The organism is Catenulispora sp. EB89 (assembly GCF_041261445.1).
GTDB lineage: Bacteria > Actinomycetota > Actinomycetes > Streptomycetales > Catenulisporaceae > Catenulispora.
Window position 1 is genome coordinate 286,136 of the sequence record NZ_JBGCCU010000010.1, and the last position, 24,303, is coordinate 310,438.

At 72.0% G+C, this 24,303-nt stretch carries 20 protein-coding genes and 1 pseudogene; 18 read left to right on the forward strand and 3 right to left on the reverse strand.

Annotated features, from left to right (window positions below):
• Positions 1-60 precede the first annotated feature (60 nt).
• The 15 genes and pseudogenes from ABH920_RS23295 to dxs all read left to right on the forward strand — a co-directional run bounded on the left by ABH920_RS23295 (position 61) and on the right by dxs (position 17,343).
• A complete protein-coding gene (locus tag ABH920_RS23295) occupies positions 61-873 on the forward strand; it encodes an SAM-dependent methyltransferase (protein ID WP_370351198.1) in 813 nt (270 codons plus the stop codon).
• A gap of 9 nt (positions 874-882) precedes the next feature.
• A complete protein-coding gene (locus ABH920_RS23300) occupies positions 883-1,266 on the forward strand; it encodes a tautomerase family protein (RefSeq protein ID WP_370351199.1) in 384 nt (127 codons plus the stop codon).
• Entirely contained in the window at positions 1,263-1,688 is a 426-nt protein-coding gene (locus ABH920_RS23305; RefSeq protein WP_370351200.1) for a cupin domain-containing protein, read from the forward strand. Before ABH920_RS23300 ends, ABH920_RS23305 begins: the two co-directional genes overlap by 4 nt.
• 5 nt (positions 1,689-1,693) lie before the next feature.
• Positions 1,694-2,857, forward strand: coding sequence for a flavodoxin-dependent (E)-4-hydroxy-3-methylbut-2-enyl-diphosphate synthase (gene ispG / locus ABH920_RS23310; protein ID WP_370351201.1), 1,164 nt, complete (start codon positions 1,694-1,696; stop codon positions 2,855-2,857).
• Positions 2,850-3,782 (forward strand): annotated as a pseudogene (locus ABH920_RS23315) (4-hydroxy-3-methylbut-2-enyl diphosphate reductase); the annotation flags it as partial. The gene ispG and the pseudogene ABH920_RS23315, both read left to right, overlap by 8 nt.
• A gap of 488 nt (positions 3,783-4,270) precedes the next feature.
• Positions 4,271-4,765: a hypothetical protein gene (locus ABH920_RS23320; RefSeq protein WP_370351202.1), complete on the forward strand. Its 495-nt coding sequence runs from the start codon at positions 4,271-4,273 to the stop codon at positions 4,763-4,765.
• 236 nt (positions 4,766-5,001) lie between these two features.
• On the forward strand, positions 5,002-6,186 hold the full coding sequence (locus tag ABH920_RS23325) for an inositol-3-phosphate synthase (protein ID WP_370351203.1): 1,185 nt from the start codon (positions 5,002-5,004) through the stop codon (positions 6,184-6,186).
• Entirely contained in the window at positions 6,183-7,076 is an 894-nt protein-coding gene (locus ABH920_RS23330) for an SCO3242 family prenyltransferase (protein ID WP_370351204.1), read from the forward strand. Before ABH920_RS23325 ends, ABH920_RS23330 begins: the two co-directional genes overlap by 4 nt.
• A complete protein-coding gene (locus ABH920_RS23335) occupies positions 7,073-8,737 on the forward strand; it encodes a TIM barrel protein (RefSeq protein WP_370351205.1) in 1,665 nt (554 codons plus the stop codon). Before ABH920_RS23330 ends, ABH920_RS23335 begins: the two co-directional genes overlap by 4 nt.
• Positions 8,738-8,750: 13 nt before the next feature.
• A complete protein-coding gene (locus ABH920_RS23340) occupies positions 8,751-9,611 on the forward strand; it encodes a TatD family hydrolase (protein ID WP_370351206.1) in 861 nt (286 codons plus the stop codon).
• A 5-nt stretch (positions 9,612-9,616) separates the two neighbouring features.
• Entirely contained in the window at positions 9,617-10,771 is a 1,155-nt protein-coding gene (gene eboE, locus ABH920_RS23345; RefSeq protein ID WP_370351207.1) for a metabolite traffic protein EboE, read from the forward strand.
• Positions 10,768-12,177 (forward strand): alkaline phosphatase family protein, encoded by a 1,410-nt coding sequence (locus ABH920_RS23350; RefSeq protein WP_370351208.1) that lies wholly within the window; start codon positions 10,768-10,770, stop codon positions 12,175-12,177. The genes eboE and ABH920_RS23350 overlap by 4 nt, the downstream gene beginning before the upstream one ends.
• A complete protein-coding gene (locus ABH920_RS23355) occupies positions 12,174-13,232 on the forward strand; it encodes a polyprenyl synthetase family protein (RefSeq protein ID WP_370351209.1) in 1,059 nt (352 codons plus the stop codon). The genes ABH920_RS23350 and ABH920_RS23355 overlap by 4 nt, the downstream gene beginning before the upstream one ends.
• Positions 13,233-13,273: 41 nt before the next feature.
• Positions 13,274-15,430 carry an MMPL family transporter gene (locus ABH920_RS23360; protein WP_370351210.1) on the forward strand — a complete coding sequence of 719 codons (2,157 nt, stop codon included), beginning with the start codon at positions 13,274-13,276 and terminating at the stop codon, positions 15,428-15,430.
• Positions 15,427-17,343: a 1-deoxy-D-xylulose-5-phosphate synthase gene (dxs, locus tag ABH920_RS23365; protein WP_370351211.1), complete on the forward strand. Its 1,917-nt coding sequence runs from the start codon at positions 15,427-15,429 to the stop codon at positions 17,341-17,343. The genes ABH920_RS23360 and dxs overlap by 4 nt, the downstream gene beginning before the upstream one ends.
• Positions 17,344-17,430: 87 nt before the next feature.
• On the opposite strand, the gene ABH920_RS23370 is transcribed toward dxs, so the two are convergent.
• Positions 17,431-18,123, reverse strand: coding sequence for a TetR/AcrR family transcriptional regulator (locus ABH920_RS23370; protein WP_370351212.1), 693 nt, complete (start codon positions 18,121-18,123; stop codon positions 17,431-17,433).
• Positions 18,124-18,288: 165 nt separating this feature from the next.
• Between ABH920_RS23370 and ABH920_RS23375 the strand changes: the two genes are divergently transcribed.
• Complete coding sequence (locus tag ABH920_RS23375; protein ID WP_370351213.1) at positions 18,289-18,627, forward strand: ferredoxin family protein; 339 nt, start codon at positions 18,289-18,291, stop codon at positions 18,625-18,627.
• Between the two features lie 34 nt (positions 18,628-18,661).
• Here the strand turns inward: ABH920_RS23375 and ABH920_RS23380 are convergent, their stop codons facing one another.
• Complete coding sequence (locus ABH920_RS23380; protein ID WP_370351214.1) at positions 18,662-19,306, reverse strand: TetR/AcrR family transcriptional regulator; 645 nt, start codon at positions 19,304-19,306, stop codon at positions 18,662-18,664.
• 61 nt (positions 19,307-19,367) lie between these two features.
• Here ABH920_RS23380 and ABH920_RS23385 point away from each other — a divergent pair, with 61 nt between their 5' ends.
• Positions 19,368-20,264: an oxidoreductase gene (locus ABH920_RS23385; protein WP_370351215.1), complete on the forward strand. Its 897-nt coding sequence runs from the start codon at positions 19,368-19,370 to the stop codon at positions 20,262-20,264.
• Between the two features lie 76 nt (positions 20,265-20,340).
• Positions 20,341-21,495, forward strand: coding sequence for a serine hydrolase domain-containing protein (locus ABH920_RS23390; RefSeq protein WP_370351240.1), 1,155 nt, complete (start codon positions 20,341-20,343; stop codon positions 21,493-21,495).
• Positions 21,496-21,575: 80 nt separating this feature from the next.
• On the opposite strand, the gene ABH920_RS23395 is transcribed toward ABH920_RS23390, so the two are convergent.
• Positions 21,576-24,287: an arabinofuranosidase catalytic domain-containing protein gene (locus ABH920_RS23395; RefSeq protein ID WP_370351216.1), complete on the reverse strand. Its 2,712-nt coding sequence runs from the start codon at positions 24,285-24,287 to the stop codon at positions 21,576-21,578.
• Positions 24,288-24,303: the final 16 nt, after the last annotated feature.

Sequence of the window (24,303 nt, forward strand, 5' to 3'; positions counted from 1 at the left end):
CGGAATCAGGACGCTGCCACGCGTCCGCCGGCCGACCGACACGGCGAGGGGAAGACATCCGTGACGACCACCAGACCCGCCTGGGCGCCCGAGGGCGTCGACATCGAGCGGCCCGCCGCCGCCCGCGCGTACGACTACGTGCTCGGCGGCACGCACAACTTCGAGGTGGACCGCGAGCTGGCCCGCCGCCTCACCGAGGCCACCCCGGACCTGGCCCAGCACGCCCGGGCCAACCGGGCCTTCCTGCAGCGCTGCACCCGGTACCTGCTGCGCCGGGGCGTGCGCCAGTTCCTCGACCTGGGCTCGGGCATCCCGGCCAGCGGCAACGTGCACGAGGTCGCGCTGGCGGTCGAGCCCGACACCCGGGTGATGTACGTGGACATCGACCCGGTGGCCGTCGCGCACAGCGAGCAGATCCTCGCCGACGTGCCGCAGAGCGCGATCATCCACGGGGACCTGCGCAAGGCGGACGAGATCCTCGACAATCCCGAGACCAGGAGCCTGCTGGACCTCGACCAGCCGGTCGCGGTGCTGCTGCTGGCGATCCTGCACGCCATGTCCGATGCCGACGACCCGTACGACATCGTGAACCGGCTCATGGACCGGCTGGCGCCGGGCAGCTATCTGGTGGTCTCGCACTCCACCTTCGAGCGCCGCCCGGAGGAGGCGCGCAAGATGGAGGAGCTGTCCAAGCAGAGCCCGACCGCGCTGCGCATGCGCAGCCGCTCGGACATCACCCGGTTCTTCGACGGCCTGGAGGTCGTCGACCCCGGGATCACCTGGGTGTCGCAGTGGCACCTGGAAGAGGACGGCGGCGTGTTCGCGGCGGACCAGTCGGACATGCTGCTGTGCGGCGTCGGCCGGAAGCCGTAGGGGCCCGGCGTGCCGAGCATCGAAGTGGACTTCTCGGGCCTGCCGGCCGGCCGCGCGCTGTCGCTGGCCGAGACCGTGCGCCGCTGCGTCGTCACCGCACTGCCGGACGTCGCGGCGGTGTGCAGCTGCCGGGCCCGGCCGTGTGTGGCGGCCCGGCCCGGCGGCTCGACCCGGCCGGCGGCCTGGATCGGCGTCTCGCTGTTCCCGGGCCGCACCCTGGAATGGAAGCGCACCCTGTACCGGGCGCTGGTGGACGCCTGCGCCGAGGCCGGGATCGGCGGCGACGCGGTGAGCATCACCGTGCGCGAGCCGGCGTTGGAGAACTGGGGGATCCGCGGCGGGATACCCGGCGTGGACGTGTTCGAACCGAGCTCTGGAAGGGCGGGACCATGACTGTCACTGCGGGGGGACGCATCCGCGTCGGGGATGTCAGCGGCTGGGTCCGCACCGACCCCGACGCGCCGTTCAACATCATCGAGTTCTCCCTCGTGCCCGGCGGCGCGCCGTCGCCGCGGCACGTCCACGACCGGATCTTCGAAGCCGACTACGTCCTGGCGGGCCGGGTCCTGGCCAGGGTGGGCACCGAGACCGAGGTCGTCGAGGCCGGGGCGTTCGTCCCGGTGCGGCCGGGGACGCCGCACAGCCTCGTCGCGCACGACGGCCCGGCGCGCATCCTCGCCGTGCACTTCCCCGGCGCGGACGCGCTCGCGATGTTCGAGACGCTGGGGCGGGCGTTCGACGAGCGTCCGAGCCCTGAGGAACTGGCCAAGCACCTGGCGGGCCTGGACATCCGGTTCGTCGGGGAAGAGGGGTGAGGGCGATGCCGGTCACGGACGTCATGCTCCCCGACCCGGCGATGCCGCCGAGACCGCTGGCCGGGCGGCGCCGCTCGCGCCAGGTCATGGTGGGGAGCGTGCCGGTGGGCGGAGACGCGCCGATCTCGGTGCAGTCGATGACCACGACGCTCACCGCTGATGTGAACTCGACGCTTCAGCAGATCGCGGAGCTCACCGCTGCCGGGTGTCAGATCGTGCGGGTCGCGGTGCCGTCGCAGGACGACGCCGACGCGCTGCCGGCGATCGCGAAGAAGTCGCAGATCCCGGTGATCGCCGACATCCACTTCCAGCCGAAGTACGTGTTCGCGGCGATCGACGCGGGGTGCGCGGCGGTGCGGGTGAACCCGGGCAACATCAAGGCTTTCGACGACAAGGTCGGGGAGATCGCGCGCGCCGCTTCGGACGCCGGGATCCCGATTCGGATCGGCGTGAACGCCGGTTCGCTGGACAAGCGGTTGTACGAGAAGTACGGCAAGGCCACCGCTGAGGCGCTGGTGGAATCCGCGCTGTGGGAGTGTTCGCTGTTCGAGGAGCACGACTTCCGGGACATCAAGATCTCGGTCAAGCACAACGACCCGGTCGTGATGATCAACGCCTACCGGTTGTTGGCCGAGGCCTGCGACTACCCGTTGCACCTGGGGGTGACCGAGGCTGGTCCGGCGTTCCAGGGCACCATCAAGTCCGCGGTTGCCTTCGGGGCGCTGCTGGCCGAGGGTATTGGCGACACGATTCGGGTCTCCCTGTCGGCGCCTCCGGTGGAGGAGGTCAAGGTCGGCCAGCAGATCCTGGAGTCTCTGGGCCTGCGCAAGCGCGGCCTGGAGATCGTTTCCTGTCCGTCGTGCGGTCGTGCCCAGGTGGACGTGTACAAGCTCGCCGACCAGGTCAGCGCCGCGCTCGACGGCATGAAGGTGCCGTTGAGGGTGGCGGTCATGGGTTGTGTGGTGAACGGCCCGGGGGAGGCGCGCGAGGCTGATCTCGGCGTGGCCTCCGGGAACGGCAAGGGGCAGATCTTCGTGCGCGGCGAGGTCGTCAAGACCGTGCCGGAGTCGCAGATCGTGGAGACGCTGATCGAGGAGGCGCTCAAGCTCGCCGCCGTCATGGGCCTGGAGATCGACACCGACACCGGCGAGGTGCTTGGCCATGAGTGATCGCAGAGTTCTGCTGGTCTCCCCGCGCGGCTTCTGCGCGGGGGTCGAGCGGGCGGTCCAGACCGTCGAGAAGGCGCTGGACCTCTACGGGCCGCCGGTCTACGTGCGGCACCAGATCGTCCACAACAAGCACGTGGTGGAAGCGCTCGAACAGCGGGGCGCGGTGTTCGTGGAGGAAGTCGACGAAGTGCCCTCCGGGGCCGTGGTCATCTACTCGGCCCACGGCATCGCGCCGGAGGTGCGGTCGGCGGCGGCCACCCGCGGGCTGCACCCGATCGACGCGACCTGCCCGCTGGTGACGAAGGTGCACCGGGAGGCGGAGCGGTTCGCGCGCGAGGACTACGACATCCTCCTGATCGGGCACGCCGGCCACGAGGAGGTCGTGGGCACGCTCGGCCACGCGCCGGAGCGGATCCACCTGGTGGACGGGCCCGAGGACGTGGCCGGCGTGCAGGTCCGCGATCCGGCGCGGGTGGCGTGGCTGTCGCAGACCACGCTGTCGGTGGACGAGACCGCCGCGACGGCGCAGCAGCTGCGCCAACGGTTCCCGCTGCTCCAGGACCCGCCGAGCGAGGACATCTGCTATGCCACGCAGAACCGCCAAACCGCGGTCCGCCGCGTCGCCGGCGACTGCGACCTGCTCCTGGTGGTCGGCTCGGCGAACTCCTCGAACTCACTCCGCCTGGTCGAGGTCGCCCTCGACGCCGGCGCCCGGGCCGCGCACCTCGTGGACGACCCGGCCGGCATCGACGAGGCCTGGTTCGCCGGAGCCCGCACGGTCGGCCTGACCAGCGGCGCCTCGGCACCAGAACAGCTGGTCGGCCAGGTGCTGGACTACCTGGCCGAGCACGGTTACGGCGATGTCAGCCAGGTCGAGGCCGCCGAGGAGCACACGGTGTTCGCGCTGCCGCACGAGCTGGGGCGGCCGCGCGCCGGCGGGACGAGTGTGTCAGTGGACGAACCCGTTTCGGCCGACTCTGCTCCGACGGAACTTGCCTCTGCCGCCGCTCCGGCCGGGCCCGCCGCGGCCGAGCCCGACTCTGCTGCCTCTGCGCCGAGTGTGGCCGCGCCGGCCGAACTCGCCTCTGCCGCCGCTACGGCCGGGCCCGTCGCGGCCGAACCTGACTCTGCTGCCTCCGCGCCAGCCAGCGCCGAACTCAGCTCTGCCGCCGCTTCGGCCGAGCCCGCTCCAGCCGAACGTGCCTCAGCTGCCGCTGCTCCCGCCGAACTCAGCTCTGCTGCCCCTGCGCCGAGTGAGGCCGCGCCGGCCAAACTCAGCTCTGCTGCCGCTCCGGCCGAGCCCGTCGCGGCCGAGCCCGACTCTGCTGCCTCCGCGCCAGCCAAAGTCAGCCCTGCCGCCGCCTCGGCCGACTCCACCTTGACCGACCCCCAACCGCCCGGGAGCGCCAGCCCGTGACCGCCGGCTCGGTGACCTCTCCCGTCGTCACCATCCTGACCGTGACCCGCGGGCGCCGCGGTGCGGCTCTCGTCCAGGAGTTGCACGCGCGTGCCGAGTACATGGCCGCGGTCACCGGGCGGCCGGTGCGGTTCGCCGGGGTTCATGCTCCGGGCGGGCCGTTGGATCCGATGGTGGTGCGCGCGGTGGTCGACCTGATCGCGCGCAGTCGTCCGATCGTCGTGGTCGAGGCGCTGGGGCAGCCGGGTCCGGCGGCCGCGGTCGCCGAGCGGGCGCTGCGGGCTTCGGCCAGTGTGGTCACCGCCTCCGAGGTGCTTGTCGCGCAGTGCGGTCCGCGGCTGCACGACTTGGCCGCGGCGCATGGTGCGGCGTTCCTCATCGCCTGCGGTGGTTGTCCGTTGCCGCCGCTGGTGGTGCTGGCGGCGCGGCCGGCCGGGGTGGCCTGGGCGGCCTCGCACCGGCCGCAGCCTGCCGGGCGTTGCTGGGGGTGAGCGGTGTGCGACCGCCGAGAGCGCTCTCAGAGCTCTTACTCACTACCCGCCGGTACGCGTTGACCCCCTTGACGGCGCCGGGATATAGTGAGTCATCCTGACTGACGGTCAGTCAATAGGGTGCCCGATCGGGCTGATCGGGCGCCCGCAGGTCATTGGTGCACCCCCCACCCCACCCCCCACGGCTTCATCCGTCGTACCGCCACACGTTTCATCCGATATGAGGGGCAAAGACGATGACTCGAAACGACAAGTCGCCGATCGGCGCGTGGCTCGTGGGCTCGCGAGGCTCGATCGCCACGACCGTGGTCTCCGGCGCGGCCGCCATCACGGCCGGCACCGCCGGCGCCGTCGGCTGCGTCACCGAACTGGCCGACTTCGCCTCCGCCGGGCTCGTCCCGCTGGACCGGCTGGTGTTCGGCGGCTGCGACGTGGTCACCACGCCGCTGCGCAAACGCGCCGAGCAGCTGGCGTCCGCCGGGGTGATCCCGGCGCACGTCGGCGCCGCGGTCGGGGACGCCCTGGACCGCGCAGAGAACGAGATGATCACCATCGCGGGCCCCGGGACCGGTGTCCCGCAGCGGGTCCGCGCGGACTGCCTGATCAAGGCGCTGGCCGACTTCCAGGCCCGCACCGGCTGCGAGCAGGTGGTCGTGGTGAACGTCGCCTCCACCGAGCCCACCCCCGATTCCGATCCGGCCTACCAGAGCCTCCAGGCGCTGGAAGCAGCCCTGGACACCCGTCCCGACGTCCTCCCGCCGAGTTCCCTCGCGGCTTACGCCGCCTTCCGCAGCGGACATCCCTTCGTCGACTTCACCCCGTCGGTCGGCGCCCGCCTGCCGGCCCTGGACGAGTTGGCCCGCCAGGCGAACCTGCCCTATGCGGGCAATGACGGCAAGACAGGCGAAACCCTGGTGAAGTCGGTGCTCGCGCCGATGTTCGCCTACCGGGGCCTGGACGTGCGGTCCTGGTACAGCGCCAACATCCTCGGCGGCGGCGACGGCGCCACCCTGTCCGACTCCGAGGCCTGCGACACCAAGATCCGGTCCAAGGCCTCCTCGCTGTCCAAGCTCCTGGGCTACGCCCCGGAGAGCACCGTGCGGATCGACTACGTCGCCGACATGGGCGACTGGAAGACCGCCTGGAACCACGTCGCCTTCCAGGGCTTCCTCGGCGTGCAGATGAAGCTCCAGTTCACCTGGCAGGGTTGCGACTCGGCGCTGGCCGCCCCGCTCATCCTGGACCTGGTCCGGCTCGCCGCCTTCGCCCAGCAGCGCGGCGAATCGGGTCCGCTGTCGGAGTTCGGCTTCTTCTTCAAGGACCCGGTCGGCGACGGCGACGACAGCCGGCTGTCGGGCCAGTACGACCGCCTCAGGGCGTGGGTCGCGGGCACGCCGGCCCCGGCCGGGACCGCGTCGTGAGCCGCCTGGGCACCCGCCGCGACGATCTGCGGGCGCTGACAGAACTGATCCGCGCCCCCGCCGCGCTGTCCGTCCCCGGCGACGTGATCGCCGGGGCGGCGGCCGCCGGCTGGCCGCTGGGCCGGACCCGCACCGCCGGGGTCGCCGCGTCGTCCGTCCTTCTCTACTGGGCCGGCATGGCGCTCAACGACTACGCCGACCGGGAGATCGACGCCAAGGAACGCCCGAACCGGCCGATCCCGTCCGGGCGGATCAGCCCGCAGACCGCGCTGCGGGTGGCCCAGTCGCTGACCGTCGGCGGCCTGGCGGTCTCGGCCCTGGCCGCGGGGCGCCGCGGGCTCGGCGTCTCGGTCCCGCTGGCCGCCGGCGTCTGGGCCTACGACACCGTCTTCAAGGGCACCCCGGCCGGCGCCGCGTCGATGGCGCTGGCCCGCGGGCTGAACGTGCTGGCCGGGGCCGGGATCGGCGGCGTGCGCAAGGCCGCCGTGCCGGCCGGGGTCGTGGCCGCGCACACCATGACCCTGATGGCCCTGTCGGCCAAGGAGGTCGACGGCTCCGACCCGGCGCTGCCGGCCGTCACGCTCGCGGCGACCTCCGCCGTGGGCACCGCGGCCGCGCTGCTGCCGGGCCGCTCGCCGCGCGGCCGGGACAAGGCGGCGGCCGCCGCCGCGGCCGCCGGCTACGTCGCGATCTTCGGCCGCGCGCAGGCCAAGGCGGTGCGCAAGCCCACCGCCAAGAACCTGCAGAAGGCGGTCGGCGCGGGCATCATGAGCCTGATTCCGCTGCAGTCGGCGCTGTCCGGCAAGGCCGGCGCGCTCAAGCCGATGGGCCCGCTGCTGGCCGCGCTTCCGGTGGGCCGGATGTTGGGCCGGAAGGTGGCCACGACATGAGCGACGGCAGCGGACCAGGCCCGGCGGTGCCCGACGGGGTGCTGTGGGGCTACGGCACCAACGGCTTCGGGAACCACCGCCTCGAAGACGCCCTGCGGATCATCGCCGACCTCGGATACCGCGGCGTGGCCCTGACCCTGGACAACCACCACCTCGACCCGTTCGCCCCGGACGCGTCCGCCCGGGTCGGTCAGGTGGCGGCCCTGCTGGACCGCCTGAATCTGGCCGTCGTGATCGAAACCGGCGCGCGCTACCTGCTCGATCCGCGGCGCAAGCACCAGCCGTCGCTCGTCTCGCCCGAGGCCGAGCGCCGTCTGCGCCTGATGGACCGGGCCTGCGCCATCGCCGGGGATCTGAATGCCCAAGCCGTCTCGTTCTGGAGCGGCGTCGACCACGACGACGATCCGGACGCGGCCTGGGACCGGATGCGCGAGAACACGGCGCGGGTCGTGGAGTACGCCGACACCTACGGGGTCACGCTCGGCCTGGAGCCCGAGCCGGGCATGGTCGTGCAGACCCTGGACGACTACGACGCGCTGCTGCTCGACCTGGGCTGCCCGCCGCGGCTGGGGCTGACGCTGGACATCGGCCACTGCCGCGCGGTCGAGGAGCAGCCGGTGCCCGAGTGCGTCCTGCGGGCCGGGCCCCGGCTGGTCAACGTGCAGATCGACGACATGGTGCGCGGCGTGCACGAGCACCTGGAGTTCGGGGTCGGCGAGATCGACTTCCCGCCGGTGATCGCCGCGCTGATCGACTCCGGATACACCGGCCTGGTCGGGGTCGAGCTGCCCCGGCACGGCCACGCCGCCCCGGACGTCGCGCGCCGCTCGCTGGAGTTCCTGCGCGCGGCGACACCGGCCCCGCCGGCTTCGCAGGCTCCGACGATGCCTACGCCGCCCCCGATGCCCACGCCGCCCACGACGGGGACGATGTCGGCCGAGACGCTGCGCCGCGAACTCGAACCACACCTGGACGCCCGAGCCGCGGCCTGGCTCGACACGGCGGTGACCGAGATCGCCGCCGACCCGGACCGCTGCGCCGTGCACAGCGCCGGGGCGGCCCGGCGCTGCGGCCGCGGCCCGCTGACCGCACGCTGGAACGTCGACGAGGCGGTCAGGGCTCTGCTGCTCCACGCCGTCCCGGCCGAACGCCGCGCCGAAGTCCTGTGGGACGTCTACACCCGCGGCGACCCGGCCGAGCGCCGCGCCGCCCTCAAAGCCCTGCCCCTGCTCCTCGGCCTGGCCGCGGGCAGCGGCCGGGCGCTGGTCGAGGACGCGCTGCGCACCAACGACGCGACCCTGATCACGGCGGCGCTCGGCCCGTACGCCGCCGCGCACCTGGAGCCGGACGCGCTGCGCCAGGCGGTGCTCAAGTGCGCCTTCCTGTCGGTGCCGTTCACCGCGGTGCCCGAGGTGATCGCGCTGGCCGACGCAGAGCTCGCCGCGCTGCTGTCCGACTACGCCCGCGAGCGCGTCCTGGCCGGCCGCGACGTCGACGACCAGATCCTCGACCTGATCGCCGCGCTCCCCAGCCGGGCCCGCACGGACCTGTCCACGCAGCTGGCCGACCTGGTCCGCGAGCCCGACGAGCGGGCCCGCTTCCGGTCCGAGGCGGCCCGCCGCGCCGCCGACCGCCTGGCGGCCGGCGCCGGGACTTCCTAGAAGGAGACGAACCATGCGCGTCTTCGATCCACACATCCACATGACCTCCCGCACCACCGCCGACTACCAGGTGATGGCCGACGCCGGGGTGGCCGCGATCGTCGAGCCCGCGTTCTGGCTCGGCCAGCCCCGGACCTCCGCGGAGACCTTCCTCGACTACTTCGACAGCCTGCTGGGCTGGGAGCCCTACCGGGCCGCGCAGTTCGGCATCACACACTTCTGCGCCATCGCCCTGAACCCCAAGGAGGCCAACGACCCCCGCTGCCGCGCCGTCCTGGACCTGCTGCCGCGCTACCTGGAGAAGGACCGGGTGGTCGCGGTCGGCGAGGTCGGCCTGGACAGCGGCACGGCCGACGAGGAGAAGGTGCTGCTGGCCCAGCTGCACCTCGCCGCCGAGCACGGCCTGCCGGTCGTGGTCCACACCCCGCACCGGGACAAGGCCGCCGGGACCCGCCGGATCGTGGAGCTGGTCGCCGCCTCCGGCCTGCCGCCGGAGCACGTGGTGATCGACCACCTCAACGAGATGACCGTGGCCATGGTCAAGGACAGCGGCAGCTGGTGCGGCTTCACCATCTATCCGAACACGAAGATGGACCCGGCCCGGATGGCGCTGATCGCCGCCGACCACGGCCTGGACAAGGTGCTGATCAACTCCGCGGCCGACTGGGGCGTCAGCGACCCGCTGTCGACCGTGGCCACCGCCGCGGCGCTGTCCGGCGCCGGCTTCGACGACGCCGAGATCGCCCGCACCTTCTGGGACAACCCGGTCGCCTTCTACGGGCAGAGCGGCCGCCTGGTCTTCGACGACGCGGCCCTGGCCGACGCCCGCGACCAGGACTTCGGCGGCAACACCGTGGCCCGAGGGGAGAAGTGAGGGGCGTGCACTTCTCCCATCCCGACGGTGCGGACGTGCTGCTCAGCTACTGCACCAACGTCCACCCCGCGCAGGACGTGGCCGGGGTGGTGGCCCAGCTGGACCGCTACGCCGCCCCGATCCGCCGCCGCCTCGGCTGGCCCCGCCTGTGGCTGCCGGCCTCGGCCGCGGCGGTGCTGGCCGCCGACCCCGTCGCCCTGGCCGCCTTCGGCAGGGAACTGAACGCGCGCGACCTGTTCGTCGTCACCGTCAACGGCTTCCCGTACGGCGACTTCCACGGCGAGCGGGTCAAGAAGCTGGTGTACCGGCCCGACTGGTCCGATCCGCGACGGCTCGCCTACACCCTGGACCTGGCCCGGATCCTGGCGGCGCTGCTGCCCGGGGACGTCACCGAGGGGACCATCAGCACCCTGCCTCTGGGCTGGCGCGACGGCTGGAGCGACGAGCACCACGCGGCGGCCCTGGGCCATCTGTCCGATCTGGCGCGCGAGCTGCGCCACCTGCGGCGGCAGACCGGCCGGAACATCCGGGTCGGTCTGGAGCCCGAACCCGGCTGCGTCATCGAGACCTGCGACGACCTGGCCCGGGCGGCGCTGCCGGCGGAGATCGGCGACCACGTCGGCCTGTGCCTGGACACCTGCCACCTGGCCGTGGGCTTCAGCGACACCGGCCACTTCCTGAACGCGGCCGCCGAGGCCGGGCTCAGCGTCGTCAAGGTGCAGGCGGCGTGCGCGCTCCAGGCCGACCGGCCCGCCGACGGCACGGCCCGCGAGGCCCTGCGCTCGCTGGCCGAGCCCCGCTATCTGCATCAGGTGCGGCGGCGGCGCGCGGACGGCGGCCTGGACGGCGTCGACGACCTTCCGGACGCGGCCCGCACGCTGGCCGCCGACGAACCCTGGCGCGTCCACTTCCACGCCCCCGTGCACCGGACGCACGTCGGCGCGCTGCGCACCACCCAGCCCGAACTCGCCGACGCGCTCGCCGGCTTGTTCGGCGGGCCGCACCCGGCCACCCGGCACCTGGAGGTCGAGACCTACACCTGGGACGTGCTGCCCGGAGCCGGCGGCGAGGCGGACCTCGTCGCGGGCATCGCCGGCGAGCTGTCCTGGACGGCGGGCCGGCTGACCTCACTCGGATTGAAGGGGGAGACACAGACATGAGCACGGGAAAGAGCAACACCCTGAGCCGCGGCCGGGTCTACACGATCCTGGTCGTCGGGCTCACGCCGCGGCTGCTGCAGTTCATGCCGGCGCTGCGCAAGGTCGCCGAGAACGGCTTCGCGGCGAACCTGGACCCGGTGTTCCCGGCGGTCACCACGCCGGTGCAGTCCAGCATGCTGACCGGCCGCTACCCCGACGAGCACGGCATCGTCGGCAACGGCTGGTTCTTCCGCGACCTCGGCGAGGTCCACTTCTGGAAGCAGCACAACGCCCTGGTGTCCGGCGAGAAGGTCTGGCACGCCGCCCGCAAGGCCGATCCGGAGTTCACCGTCGGCAACATGTGCTGGTGGTACGCGATGGGCATGGAGATCGACTCGGTCCTCACACCGCGGCCGGTCTTCCACTACGACGGCTCCATCGAGCCCGACCTGTACACCCGGCCCGACGGGATGCGCGCGGACCTGCAGCGCCGGTTCGGCACCTTCCCGCTGGCCGAGTTCTGGAGTCCGCTGTCCAACATCAAGCCCAGCAAGTGGCTGGTGGCCGCCGCCCGGCACCAGCTGGACGAGGCGCCGCACGACCTGGACCTGCTGTACATCCCGCACCTGGACTACGACCTCCAGCGCTACGGCGCCGACGGGCCCGAGGCCGTGCAGGCCGCCAAGGAGCTCGACACCGTCCTGGCCCCGCTGCTCAAGGACCTGGACGACCGCGGCTACCGGACCCTGATCGTCAGCGAGTACGGCCTGACCACCGTGGACCGGCCCATCGACATCAACCGCGCCCTGCGCCGCGCCGGACTGCTCAACGTCTACAGCCAGCACGGCATGGAGTACCTGGACCCGTGGACCTCCGCGGCGTTCGCCGTCTCCGACCACCAGGCCGCGCACGTCTACATCAAGGACCCGGCCGCCCACCAGGAGACCGTGCGCGGCCTGATCGCCGAACTGCCCGGCGTCGACCAGGTCCTGGACCGCGAGCAGCAGGGCAAGTACCGCATCGGGCACGCGCGGGCCGGCGAACTCGTCGCGGTCGCCGACCCGACGTCCTGGTTCACGTACTACTACTGGCTCGACGACGACCGGGCCCCGGACTTCGCCCGCTGCATGGACTTCTTCAAGAAGCCCGGCTACGACCCGGCGGAGCTGTTCTTCGACCCCGACGACCGGTTCGTGAAGGTGCGCGCGGCGTACCAGCTGGCGCGGATGAAGCTGGGGATGCGCTCCGGCTTCAACGTCGTCCCGCTGGACCCGTCCTGCGTGCGCGGCAGCCACGGCCGGCTGCCCGACCGCGCCGAGGACGGCCCGATGGTGCTGTGCAGCGAGCCCGCCCTGGAGGCGAAGTCGTTCCACGCCACCGACGTCAAGTCCCTGATCCTGCGCACCGCGGGCCTGGAGGCGCTGTGAGCACCGTCTCGGGGCAGACCGCCACGCTCAGCCCGGACCAGGCGGCCACCATCCAGACCGATCTGGCCGAACGGCGCGCGCTGCTGCGCCGCGGCCTGCACGACGCGGTCGCCCGGCTGGGCGCCGACGTCCGGGCCATCGTGTCCTACCACCTGGGCTGGACCGACTCCGACGGCCGGCCGGCCAGCGCCGACTCCGGCAAGCTCCTGCGCGGCAGCATGGCCCTGCTCGGCGCCGAGGCCTTCGGCGCCACGCCGGAGGCCGGGCTTCCCGGCGCGGTCGCGGTGGAGCTGGTCCACAACTTCTCCCTGCTCCACGACGACATCATCGACCTGGACCGGGAGCGTCGGCACCGGCCGACCGCCTGGACCGTGTTCGGCGTCGGGCCGACGATCGTGGCCGGCGACGCGCTGCTGACGCTGGCGGTGCACACGGTGCTCGAAGCGCCCTCGCCGACCGCCGCCGAGGCCGCCTCGGTGCTGCTGTCGGCCACCGTCGCGATGATCGACGGCCAGGCCCTGGACCTGAGCTACCAGGTCCGTCGGGACGTGACCACCGGCGAGGTGGGCGCGATGTCGGAGAAGAAGACCGGGGCGCTGCTGGGCTGCGCGGCGGCGATCGGCGCGGTGCTGGCCGGCGCCGACCGGCCGGCGTGGGAGGAGATGCGCGAGTTCGGGACCCGGCTGGGCGTGGCGTTCCAGGCCGTCGACGACGTGCTGGGCACCTGGGGCGATCCGCTGGTGACCGGCAAGGACGTGGGCAGCGACCTGCGCCGCCGCAAGCTCACCCTGCCGCTGGCCGCCGCGCTGGCGGCCGAGGGCGAGCACGCCGAGGAACTGCGGGCCCTGATGAACGCGGCCAGCGACCTCGAACCCTGGTACGTGCGGCGGGCGACGGCGCTGTTGGACGCCTGCGGCGCCCGCGGCTGGACCGAGGAGCACGCCCGCGAGCAGTTCGGGGTGGCCGTGGCCGCCCTGGACCGGGCCGGTGTCGTGGGACGTCCGCGCGAACTGCTGCACGGCATAGCCGCCTTCTCGGTCTGGCGCGCTTATTGATCACCCCCGCTCACCGACACACCAAAGTACGGAGCTGACTCATGGATCTTCTCGCCCGGTGGTGCCACCAGCACCGCCGCCTCGTCCTCGTCTTCTGGCTCGTGGGCATCCTCGCGGTATTCGGACTGGGACAGGCGGTGAAACCGCACTACCGGGCCGGGGACCTGCTGCCCGGGACCGGCTCCCGGCAGGCCGCCGACGTGCTGGCCTCCGGGTTCCCGGCGCAGGCCGGGGACGAGGACGTCATCGTGATCTCGGTGGCCGCCGGCAGCGTGCGCGACCCCGACGTGCGGGCGCCGATGACGGCGATGCTCGGCCGGGTCGCGGCGCTGCCGCACGTGCGCGACGTGCAGAGCCCGTACACGCCCGGCGGCGCGGCGGACGTCAGCGCGAACGGCCGGGTGGCCTACGCGAACATCACCTTCGACCAGCCGGTCGACACCCTGCCGACCTCGGCGGTGAAGAAGGTGGTGGACACCGCGACCGCGGCCGGCGACGCGCGGGTCCGCGTGAACGCCGGCGGCAACGCGGTGTCGCAGGCCACGATGACGGTCGACACCACGGTCAGCGAGATCGTCGGGGTGCTGGCGGCGATGCTGATCCTGTTGTTCGCCTTCCGCTCCCTGGTGTCCGCCACGCTGCCGCTGATCTCGGCGCTGGTCTCGCTGCTGCCCTCGATCGCGCTGATCGGCATGGTCTCGCGGGCGCTGGTGGTGCCGAGCTTCGCCTCCAGCCTCACGATCCTGTTGAACCTGGGGGTCGGCATCGACTACGCGCTCTTCCTGGTCACCAGGCAACGCAGGGGACTGTTGGAGGGGGAGACGCCGCAGGACGCGATCGTCAGCACCATGCGGACGGCCGGCCGCTCGGTCCTGTACGCCGGGCTCGTGGTGTGCCTGGCGCTGCTCAGCCTGATGGGCATGGGGATCGGCTACCTGTCCGGGATGGGCGCCGCGGCCGCGATCGGCATCGCGTTCACCGCCCTGGCCGCCCTGACCCTGACGCCGGCGCTGCTCGGCTTCTTCGGGGACAAGGTCTTCAGCCGCCGGGAGCGGCACCGGATGGCGCAGGGCATCCAGCCGCTGGACGTCACCAGCCCCGGCTGGGCGCGCTGGGCGCGGGTGGTCCAGGGCCGGCCCGCGGCCTTCGCCGCGCTGTCCGCGCTGATCATCGTGGTGCTGGCGCTGCCGGTGTTCTCGATCCGGCTCGGGGCCAGCGACCAGGGCAACGACCCGACCTCCAGCACCACCCGGCGGGCCTACGACGACCTGGCCGCCGGATTCGGGCCCGGGTTCAACGGGCCCTTGTTCATCGTCGTGCAGGGCGCCTCGGCCCCGGCGGCGGCCACCGCCGTCGCCTCGGCCGTGGCGGCCACGCCGGGCGTCACCTCGGTGCGTCCGCCGCAGCTCGCGCCGTCCGGGCAGGTGGGGCTGATCGAGGCGTTCCCGACCGCCGCGCCGCAGTCCCAGGCCACGGTCGACCTGGTCGGGAAGCTGCGGGCCAGTGTTCTGCCGCACGCGGTGGCCGGGACCGGTGCCGCGGTCTACGTCGGCGGCTTCACCGCGACCCAGATCGACTTCACGCACGCGGTCGGCACCAAGCTGCCGATCTTCATCGTCATCGTCGCGCTGTTCGGCGCGGTGCTGGTCACCGTGGCCTTCCGCAGCCTGTTCATCGCCGGGCTCACCGCGGTGATGAACCTGCTCGCGGTCGGCGTCTGCTTCGGCATCATCACCGCGATCTTCAACTGGGGCTGGGCCGGCAGCCTGCTGGGCCTGGGCCGGCCCGGGCCGATCGACGCGTTCCTGCCGGTGTTCCTGTTCTCCATCCTGTTCGGCCTGTCGATGGACTACCAGGTGTTCCTCATCGGCCGGATCCACGACGGCTGGCACCGCACCGGGCGGGCGCGCGAGGCGGTGGCGGCCGGCCAGACCGAGACCGGCCGGGTGATCACCGCGGCGGCCGGCGTCATGGTGCTGGTGTTCCTGTCCTTCGCCACCGGCAACCGGCTGGAGACGCTGTTCGGCATCGGGCTCGGCGCGACCGTGCTGCTCGACGCCTTCGTGATCCGGACGATGCTGGTCCCGGCGATCCTGCACCTGGCGGGGTCCCGCGCGTGGTGGGCCCCGCGCTGGCTGGCGCGGACGCCGAGCACGCGCCCGGAGAGCGACCACGAACCCGAGGGGGCTTATCAATGACCACTGTCACGACACCGGACACAACTCCGGAGGCGACTTCGGAGACTTCTTCGGAGACGAGGGCGTTCTTCGACAGCCCCGCCGACCTCAGGGAGCTGTCCTCCGAGGAGCTGACCGAGGCGGCCCGGCAGATCCGCCGCTTCCTGGTCGACACGGTGTCCGCCACCGGCGGGCACCTGGGCTCCAACCTCGGCGCGGTCGAGCTGACGCTCGCGCTGCACCGGGTCTACGACTCGCCGCGGGACGCGGTGCTGTGGGACACCGGCCACCAGGCCTACGTCCACAAGCTCGTCACCGGGCGCGGTCCGCGGTTCAGCACGCTGCGGCAGGCCGGCGGCGTGTCCGGCTACCCGAACCGGGCCGAGTCGCCGCACGACTGGATCGAGAACAGCCACGCCTCGACCGCCACCGCCTACGCGCACGGCCTGGCGCAGGCCTTCGCCTCGCGCGGGGAGCGGCGGCGGGTGGTGGCGGTGGTCGGCGACGGCTCGCTGACCGGCGGCATGGCCTTCGAAGGGCTCAACAACCTCGGCCGCAGCGGGCTGCACGCCGTCGTCGTGCTCAACGACAACGGCCGCTCCTACGCCCCGACCGCCTCGCGGCTCCAGGAGCGGCTGCGGGGGAGTGTGAGCTCCAAGCTGCACGACCTGGAGGCGCGGCAGATGGCGGCGCTGCTCGGCCGGGACGGCACCGGGCCGGCCGGCGCGGAGCTGCACGCGATGTATCTGGCGCTCGGCGGGGCCCCGCGCCCGGAGTCCTTCTTCCACTCGCTCGGCCTGGCCTACATCGGCCCGGTCGACGGGCATTCGGTGCCGGAGGTGGAGCGCGCGCTGCGCGAGGCCGAAGCGGTCGCCGGGCCGGTCGTGGTGCACGTGGTGACGCGCAAGGGCCGCGGCTACTCCTTCGCCGAGGACGACGAGGAGAAGTGCCTGCACGACGTCTCGGTGTTCGATCCGGTGGCCGGGCCCGCGGCCTCCGTCCCGGGCGGCTATACCGGCGCCTTCGCCAGGACCCTGATAGAGCTGGCCGAGCAGGACGAGCGGATCCACGCCCTCACGGCGGCGATGCCCGGCCCCACCGGCCTGCTGGCCTTCCAGGCCCGCTTCCCGGACCGGTTCCACGACGTCGGGATCGCCGAGCAGCACGCGGTGGCGATGGCCGGAGCGCTGGCGATGGGTGGCCTGCGGCCGGTGGTCGCGGTCTACTCCACGTTCCTGTCGCGCGCCTTCGACCAGCTGATGCTGGATGTCGGCCTGCACGGCCAGCCGGTGGTGTTCGCCCTGGACCGGGCCGGGATCACCGGCGACGACGGCCCGAGCCACCACGGGGTCTCGGACCTGGCGTTGTGTTCGCTGGTGCCGGGGATGACGGTGCTGGCGCCGGCCACGCCCGACGAGCTCTCGGGCATGCTTCGATACGCGCTGACCCTGCCGGGCCCCTCGGCGATCCGGTGGCCGAAGGGCACGCCGGTTGACGTCCCGGGTGCTCCGGGCGTGGGCGGTGGGGCGCGGCTGCTGTGGCCGGCGGCCGACCCCGAGCGGGCCGTCGCGGTGCTCGCGGTCGGGCGGATGTGCGCGGCGGCGCTGGGCGCGGCCGAGCTGGCCGCGGCTTCGGGCGCGGACGTCGCGGTGTGGGACGTGCGCTGCGTCAAGCCGCTGGACGAGCGGATGCTGGAGGCCGCGGCGGTCCATCGTGCCGTGGTGACGGTCGAGGACGGGTTCGCCGTGGGCGGAGCCGGTTCGGCGATCGCCGCCGCGCTGGCCGCGCGGCGTCCGGGCTCTGCGGCGCCGACGCTTTTGGGCGTGCCCGACCGCTATCTGGCGCACGGGAAGCCCGACGCGGTGCTGGCCGGGATCGGGTTGGACGCCGAGGGGATCGCGGCGGCCGTGCTCGCGGCGGCGCGGCGGTCCTGAGGGGGTCGCGGTGTGAATGCTTCCGGCGCCGACACCTGACGGCGCCGGAACATTCTCGGCTCGACCTGCTGCGGTCGGTGTGCTCCGTCAGTGGTCGCGGTCGGCCAGGAGCTGCTTGCGGAACACGTCCTTGACGGTCTGCAGGGCCTTCTTCTGGTCGGCCTCGTCGCGGTGCATGCTGTCGGCGAAGACCCCGTGCATGCCGTGGACCAGGAAGCCCACGACGTCCTCGGGATCGTCGACCTCGAACTCCCCGGAGACGATGCCCTCGCGGACGTGCATCATCAGGCCGTCGCGGGCCATCTGGACCTCGGTGCCGTCGTCGCCCACGGCCTCGTGGAAGAGCAGGAACAGCAGCTGCGCGTTGACCTTCGTGAACTCGAATATGGTCTCCACGAACCGCTCGACCCGGTCGATCACGGCGGCCGACTGCCCGTCGGCGGCGGCCGCGTGGCACGTCGCGAGCATGCGCTGGACGTGACGGATCCGCAACGCGGCCAGCACCTGGGCCTTGGACTTGAAGTAGAGGTAGGTCGTGCCCTTGGCGAGCCCGGCGGTCCCGGCGATCTCGTCCATGGTCAGAGCGCTCATGCCCTTGGCCAGCAGGATCTCGGTCGCGGCGTCGAGGATCTGGTCGGGCCGGCTCTCCGGGGCCCGGCGCGGTCCGCGCGAGGCCGACGCGGGACTGTCGGCCGCCGACGCGGGACTGTCGGCCTGGGCCGGGGACGGCGTCCCCTCGGCGTCGTGGGGGGCGACGGCGGCGCTGGCGCCATCGTTCATGGGGCGGTTACTCCTTTCGGCGGCCGTGGCGTCAGGGGGTGGAGAGGTCGGAACCGGGACTGTTGACTCCCACCACGGCGGACTGCGACACTTGGCGTACTGACTAACGGTCAGTCACTCATGTTCTCGCATTCTATATCCTATCGACCCCGAGAGGCATCTCCCGTGTCCCCTTCGAAACACACCGAGAACTCGGAGAACGCCGCCGAGGCCGCCGACGAGGTCGTGTGCCGGTCCAAGGCCGAACCCGGCTCGGCCCTGCCGATCGTGGACCGGAACCGCTGCGAGGGTGCGCGCGACTGCGTGGACGTGTGTCCGTACGACGTCTTCGAGGTCAGGACGTTGACCGGCGCGGAGCGGCAGGGGCTGTCGCTGGTCGGGACGGTCAAGTCGTTCTTCCACGGGTACCAGCAGGCGTTCGTCGTGCGGCCGCAGGACTGCCACGCGTGCGGGCTGTGCGTGAAGGCGTGTCCGGAGAACGCGATCACGCTGCGCAAGGTGTGATCCGGGTGTGATCCGGGTGTAACTCGAGGGTGATTCAGGACACTGAGTTTTCTCGGACGAACAGCGCGGTCGCGTCGGCGACGAGTGCTTCGGCCTGTTCCAAGGGCATCTTCAGGGTACTGACGAGCCCGGCGATGCCCTGGAACGTGGCCATGACGATCAGTAGCAGGCGTTCGGGATCGCCGGGGCGCAGGTCCCCGGATTCGTGTCCTTGGCGGATCAGTTCCTTGAGGATCGAATATGGGCGCTGATATACCTTGACCGCTGCTTCCGGTCCGTCGGCGCCGGCGCCGGTCATCATGAGGTCCAGCAGTGCCGGGTTGTCCAGGGCGAAGCGGACGTAGGCGGTCGCGGCGGCTTGGAGCCGTGCTGCGAAATCCTTGCCGGCTTTCTTTGCCCCGCCGGCCTCCTTGGCGGCTCTTTCGGTGGCGGCGGTGATCGCGTCCCCGAGGCGCGTGTATCCGACGGCGGCGAGCTCTTCGAGCAGTGCCTGGCGGTCGCGGAAGTGGCGGCTCGGCGCGCCGTGGCTCACGCCTGCCTGGCGTGCGAGTTCGCGCAGTGTCACTTGCTCGACGCCTTGCTCGCGCAGCGTGCGCTCGGCCGCGGTGAGCAGCGCGGCGCGCAGGCTTCCGTGGTGGTAGGGCTTCTCCCCGCTGCGGTACGGCTCTGGTTCCGGCACGGCGACAGCCTATCCCAATGTTGTCGTTGACAACATTGTAGACGCTGCCTACATTGGGGGCATGATGAGATTCAGTGCTTCCGACCTGCCGGATCTGAGCGGGAAGACCGCTGTCGTGACCGGTGCGAACAGCGGTATCGGGCTGGCCACGGCGCGCGCTCTGGCGGGGGCCGGGGCGCGGGTGGTGTTCGCCGTGCGGGATGTCGAGCGGGGCCGCGCTGCTGCCGCGTCGATGCCCGGCTCGACCGAGGTTCGCTTGCTCGACCTGGCCGACTTGGAGTCCGTGCGCACCTTCGCAGCCTCCTGGCACGGCCCGATCGACCTGCTGATCAACAACGCGGCGGCGACCGGCCCGAAGTCGCGCGCCCGCACCGCCGACGGCTTCGAGCTGCAGTTCGGCGTCGACCACCTCGGCCACTTCGCGCTGACCAACCTGCTGCTGCCGCACGTCGTCGGGCGCGTGGTCACGGTCGCTTCGCAGGCCGAGCGGATGGGCCGGATCGACGTTGACGATCTGAACTGGGAGCGGCGCGAGTATCGGACGTCGCGTGCGTACGCGGCGGCGAAGCTCGCGAACCTGCTGTTCACCGCGGAGCTTCAGCGGCGCCTGGCGGCTGCCGGGTCCAGCGTGCTCGCGCAGGTGGCACACCCGGGCTTCGTCGCGACGGAGATCTACAGCGAGAGCGGACGCGTGTCGAAGGTCTTGCAGCGGCTGCTGGCTCAGAGCCCTGATCAGGGCGCGCTTCCGGTGCTGTACGCGGCCGTGGCCGACGTCCCGGGCGACAGCTTCGCCGGCCCGAGCCGTCTGGTGCACATGCGCGGGGCTCCCGAGCTCATCGGCCGGTCGGCTGCGGCGAAGGACGCGGAGCTTGCGCGGCGGTTGTGGGACGTGTCGGAGCGGATGACCGGTGTGACGTGGCAGCTCGACAGCCGGCAGTCCGCTCGTGCTATTAAGTGACCAGTGGCCACTAAATGCTCTATCCTGACGTCAGAGCCCGTCGAAAAGGCGGCTTCGGCACAGGTGGGAGGACATGATGGCGCGCGACGAGCGGATTCACGGGACGACGGCGGCCGGTTTCGAGGCGGTGCGGGAGGAGTTCGGCGCGATCGCGGCCGGGCAGGGCGGCGACTACGCCGCGCAGGTGGCGGTTTATCGGCACGGCTCGCGGGTCGTGGATCTGTGGACCGGTCCCGGGCTCGATGCCAGCAGCCTTCTCGGCGCCTACTCGGCCTCGAAGGGCGCCACGCACCTTGTGGTCGCCTCGCTCGTGCAGGAAGGCGTGCTGGACTACGAGCAGAAGGTCAGCCACTACTGGCCGGAGTTCGCGGTCGCGGGCAAGGGTGAGCTGACGCTTCGCGAGCTGACCGCGCACCGCGCCGGGCTGGTCGGTGCTGATGACGGGTTCAGTCTTGAGGAGCTCGCCGACGATCGTGTGGTGGCAGAGCGGCTTGGCTCGCAGCGTCCTTACTGGCGGCCGGGTGCTGCGTTCGGGTACCACGCGCTGGTTATGGGAGCGTTGAGCGGCGAGGTGGTGCGGCGGGCGACGGGGCGTAGCGTGCAGGAGTTGTTCGCGGAGCGCGTGACCAAGGCTTATGACGTTGACTTCTACCTTGGGTTGCCTGCCGACCTCGAAGAGCGGTTCTGCCCGACTCTGCCGATGGTCGAGACGCCCGAGCGCTTGGCCGAGCTGGCGCGGACGACTCAGGGCCCGAACAGCCTCAACGGCATCGCGTCCAACCGCAACAACCCGCACGGCCCACAGGTCTGGGAGCTCCCGAACCACCCGGTGGTGCGCGAACTCGGCACCGCGTCGTTCGGCGGCGTCGCCTCGGCCCGCGGCCTGGCCAAGATGTACGCCGCCGCGATCAGCACGGTCGACGGCGTCGCCCCGCTGCTGAACGCCGGCACCGTCGAGGCGCTGGGCCAGATCCAGTCCATCGGACACGACGTGGTACTCGGCATCCAGCGCGCCTTCACCCTCGGATTCCACGCGGTCGCGGAGTACTACCCGCAGCTCGGCCAGGGCGCGTTCGGCCACAGCGGCGCCGGCGGCCAGCAGGCGTTCGCGGATCCCCGGAACGGGATCGCGTACGGCTACACGCGGCGGCGGATGCCGTTTCCTGCGACGCCGGGTCCGGAGAACGATCGGCTTCTTGCGGTGATCTACAAGGCTGCTGCTGGGGGATGAGCTGTTGCTCGGCCCAGGAGGCGCCGGCCTCGGAAGCCCAAGCTCCCGAGGCCGGCGCCCAGCCCGCTCCTAACCCCGCATCACGGGGCCCAGGCCGGCGTCGGAATGAAACTGCTGTCATCCGTCCACGATGTCGCGTTGTCCCAAGCGTCGGGCCCGCCGTTGCTGGCGATGTACACCTGCCCGTTGTAGTGCCGCAGGAACAGCGCGGGGTTGGCGACCGACGCCAGCGACACGCCCTGGCCGTTGTGCCCGGGGGCGGGGCAGAACGTGGCGTCGGAGGCGAACTGCCCCGTGCCGTCGTTCTGCTGCTGGTACACCGCGCCGGCGTTCTGGCGCAGGTAGCCGTTCGGGAAGTCCTTCGACTCGAACGACAGGCATGCGCTGTTGCTCAGCCCCTGGTGCACGATCCAGGTGGCGTCCTGCTTGTCCAGCGTGGGGTTGCCGCCGTTGATCGCGGAGATCTTCGCCACGCCGTTCTGGTGCCGGATGTAGTCCGACGTGCAGCACGGCGTGGTGGCGCGGAATGAGACCTCCGTGCCGGGGGTCAGGGCCGACGTGCTCTGGTACGTGAACACCTGGCTCGCGGCGCCGGTGCAGGCCTCGATGTCCAGCACCGTGCCGTTCGCGGTGTTGGCGCCCGGGTCGGTCAGGCACAGGCCCGACTGCGGGTTCAGCAGCGTCCCGTCCGCCTGCTGCACCCACTGCTGGCCGCCGATGCCGTTGCAGTTCCAGAGCTCCACCTTCGCGCCGACGGCGGTCGAGTTGCCGTCGATGTCCAGGCAGCGCGTCAGGGTCTCCAGCGTGTTGGCCGCGGTGTGGACCCAGTGCTGGTCGACCGCGGTCTGCTGGCAGTCCCACAGCTGCACCGGGAAGCCGAAGCCTCCGTAGCGGTCGTCGCCCTGGACGTCCATGCACTTGCCGCCGGGGGCGTTGACGGCCGCGCCGCCGGAGGCGAAGAACTTCTGTGCGGCGGAGCCGGAGCAGGCCTCGATGTCCAGGACGGTGCCGTTGCCGGTGTTGCCGCCGGGGGCGGTCAGGCACAGGCCCGACTGCGGGTTCAGCAGCGAGCCGTCGGCCTGCTGCACCCACTTCTGGCCGCCGACCTGGTTGCAGTCCCACAGCTCGACCTGCGTGCCGGAGGTGGTGACGTTCCCCTTGATGTCCAGGCACAGCCCGAGCGTGGTGATCGAACCGTCCGGGTTCTTCCACCACGCCTGGCCGTTGGCCTCGCGCGCGCAGTCGGTGAGCACGACGTTCGCGCCGTCCGCGCCGGAGGTGCCGAGGGCGTTGTCCACGCACTTGCCCGCCGGGGCGTTGATCGGCGTGCTCTGGAACACCGGTCCGGGCGAGACGATGAACCGCTGGCCGGCGCTGCCGGTGCAGGCCTCGATGTCCAGCACCGTGCCGTTCGCGGTGCTGCCGCCGGGACTGGTGAGGCAGAGCCCCGACTGCGGGTTCAACAGCGTCCCGTTGGCCTGCGGCACCCACTGCTGCCCGCCGACGCCGTTGCAGTCCCACAGCTCGACCTGGGTCCCGGACGCGGTGCCGTTCCCCTTGATGTCCAGGCAGCGCCCCAGCGTCTTCAGGTCGTTCTGGTACTCGGGAGTCCCGCCGGTGATGTAGATCAGCGGTACGTTCCGCATGTACTCCCAGTGCTGGTCCACCGCGTCGTGCTTGCAGTCCCACAGGTCGACGTCGGTGCCGTTGGCCCCGTTGTCGTCCCCGTAGACGTCCAGGCACTTGCCGCCGGGCCCGGTGATCCCGACGCCGGGGCCGCCGCCGGAGGTCCCGGTGTACGCCGCCGAGGAGATGCTCGTCTGCAGCGAGGCGACGGTGGCGTTCGAGGCGTAGCCGGTGGTCATCGCGCCTTCGAAGAAGGCGCCCGGAGCGGCGTTGCTGTTGTCGCCGCCGGTGCCCAGGGCTATGCCGCCCTCCTTCTTCATCGGCGCGTAGCCCGACGGCAGCGAGCCGCTGTACAGCGATGGCACCGTTGGCTGCGTCGCATCACCGCCGTCCAGGGCGAAGTTCGCCGTCCCGTCGTTGCGCAACACCGCCGTGACGAACGGGCTGTGCAGGCTCGTGTTGGACGCGTTGCTGGAACCGCCGCCCATGAACACGCCGTTCTCCAGGTCGGCCTGGATCCACGGACCCGGACCCGAACACGGCGAGGCCGAACAGTACGAAGAGATGATCAGCGCGTCCATGTGTGCCGCGCCGGTGTCCTTCGAGGCGTTCTCCACGTTGCCGAAGTCCGAGCAGCACCCGTTGGTCGCGTTGGTGCCGCTGGCGACCTCGTAGATCGACTCCGGCTGGCTCCCGGTCGCCACCCCGGTGCCCACGGAGCGCCGGTACCCGGTGCGCGGGAACGTGGCTATGCCGTACGCCTTGTGGCCGCCGACCGTGATCGGCAGCGCGTCGGCGCGCGCGCCCACGTCGCTGGACCCGGCGTCGCCGACCGGGGCGACGGTCAGGTCGTTGTGGTTGGCCGACTGGTCGTAGATCTTCGTGATGGTGCAGACCGTGCCGGCGCAGAACGCGTCCTGCGCGGCGGCGTTGGCGTAGTCGCCGGCCGCCAGCAGGCCGATGTCGGACGCCGCGCCGTCGGAGGCGCGCGTCACCTGGTAGAGCGGGCCGTTGTAGGACGCGTACATCGCGCGCACGGAGCTGTACGCGGCGACGCACGGAGTGCCGCCGTTGCCGAAGGCGTCGCAGGGCAGGGAGGTCGAGGCAGCGGCCGCTGCCGGCTTCGGAGCCGCAGAGGCCTGCGATGGTGGACTGAGGATCAGCATGGACGCGACTGCGAGC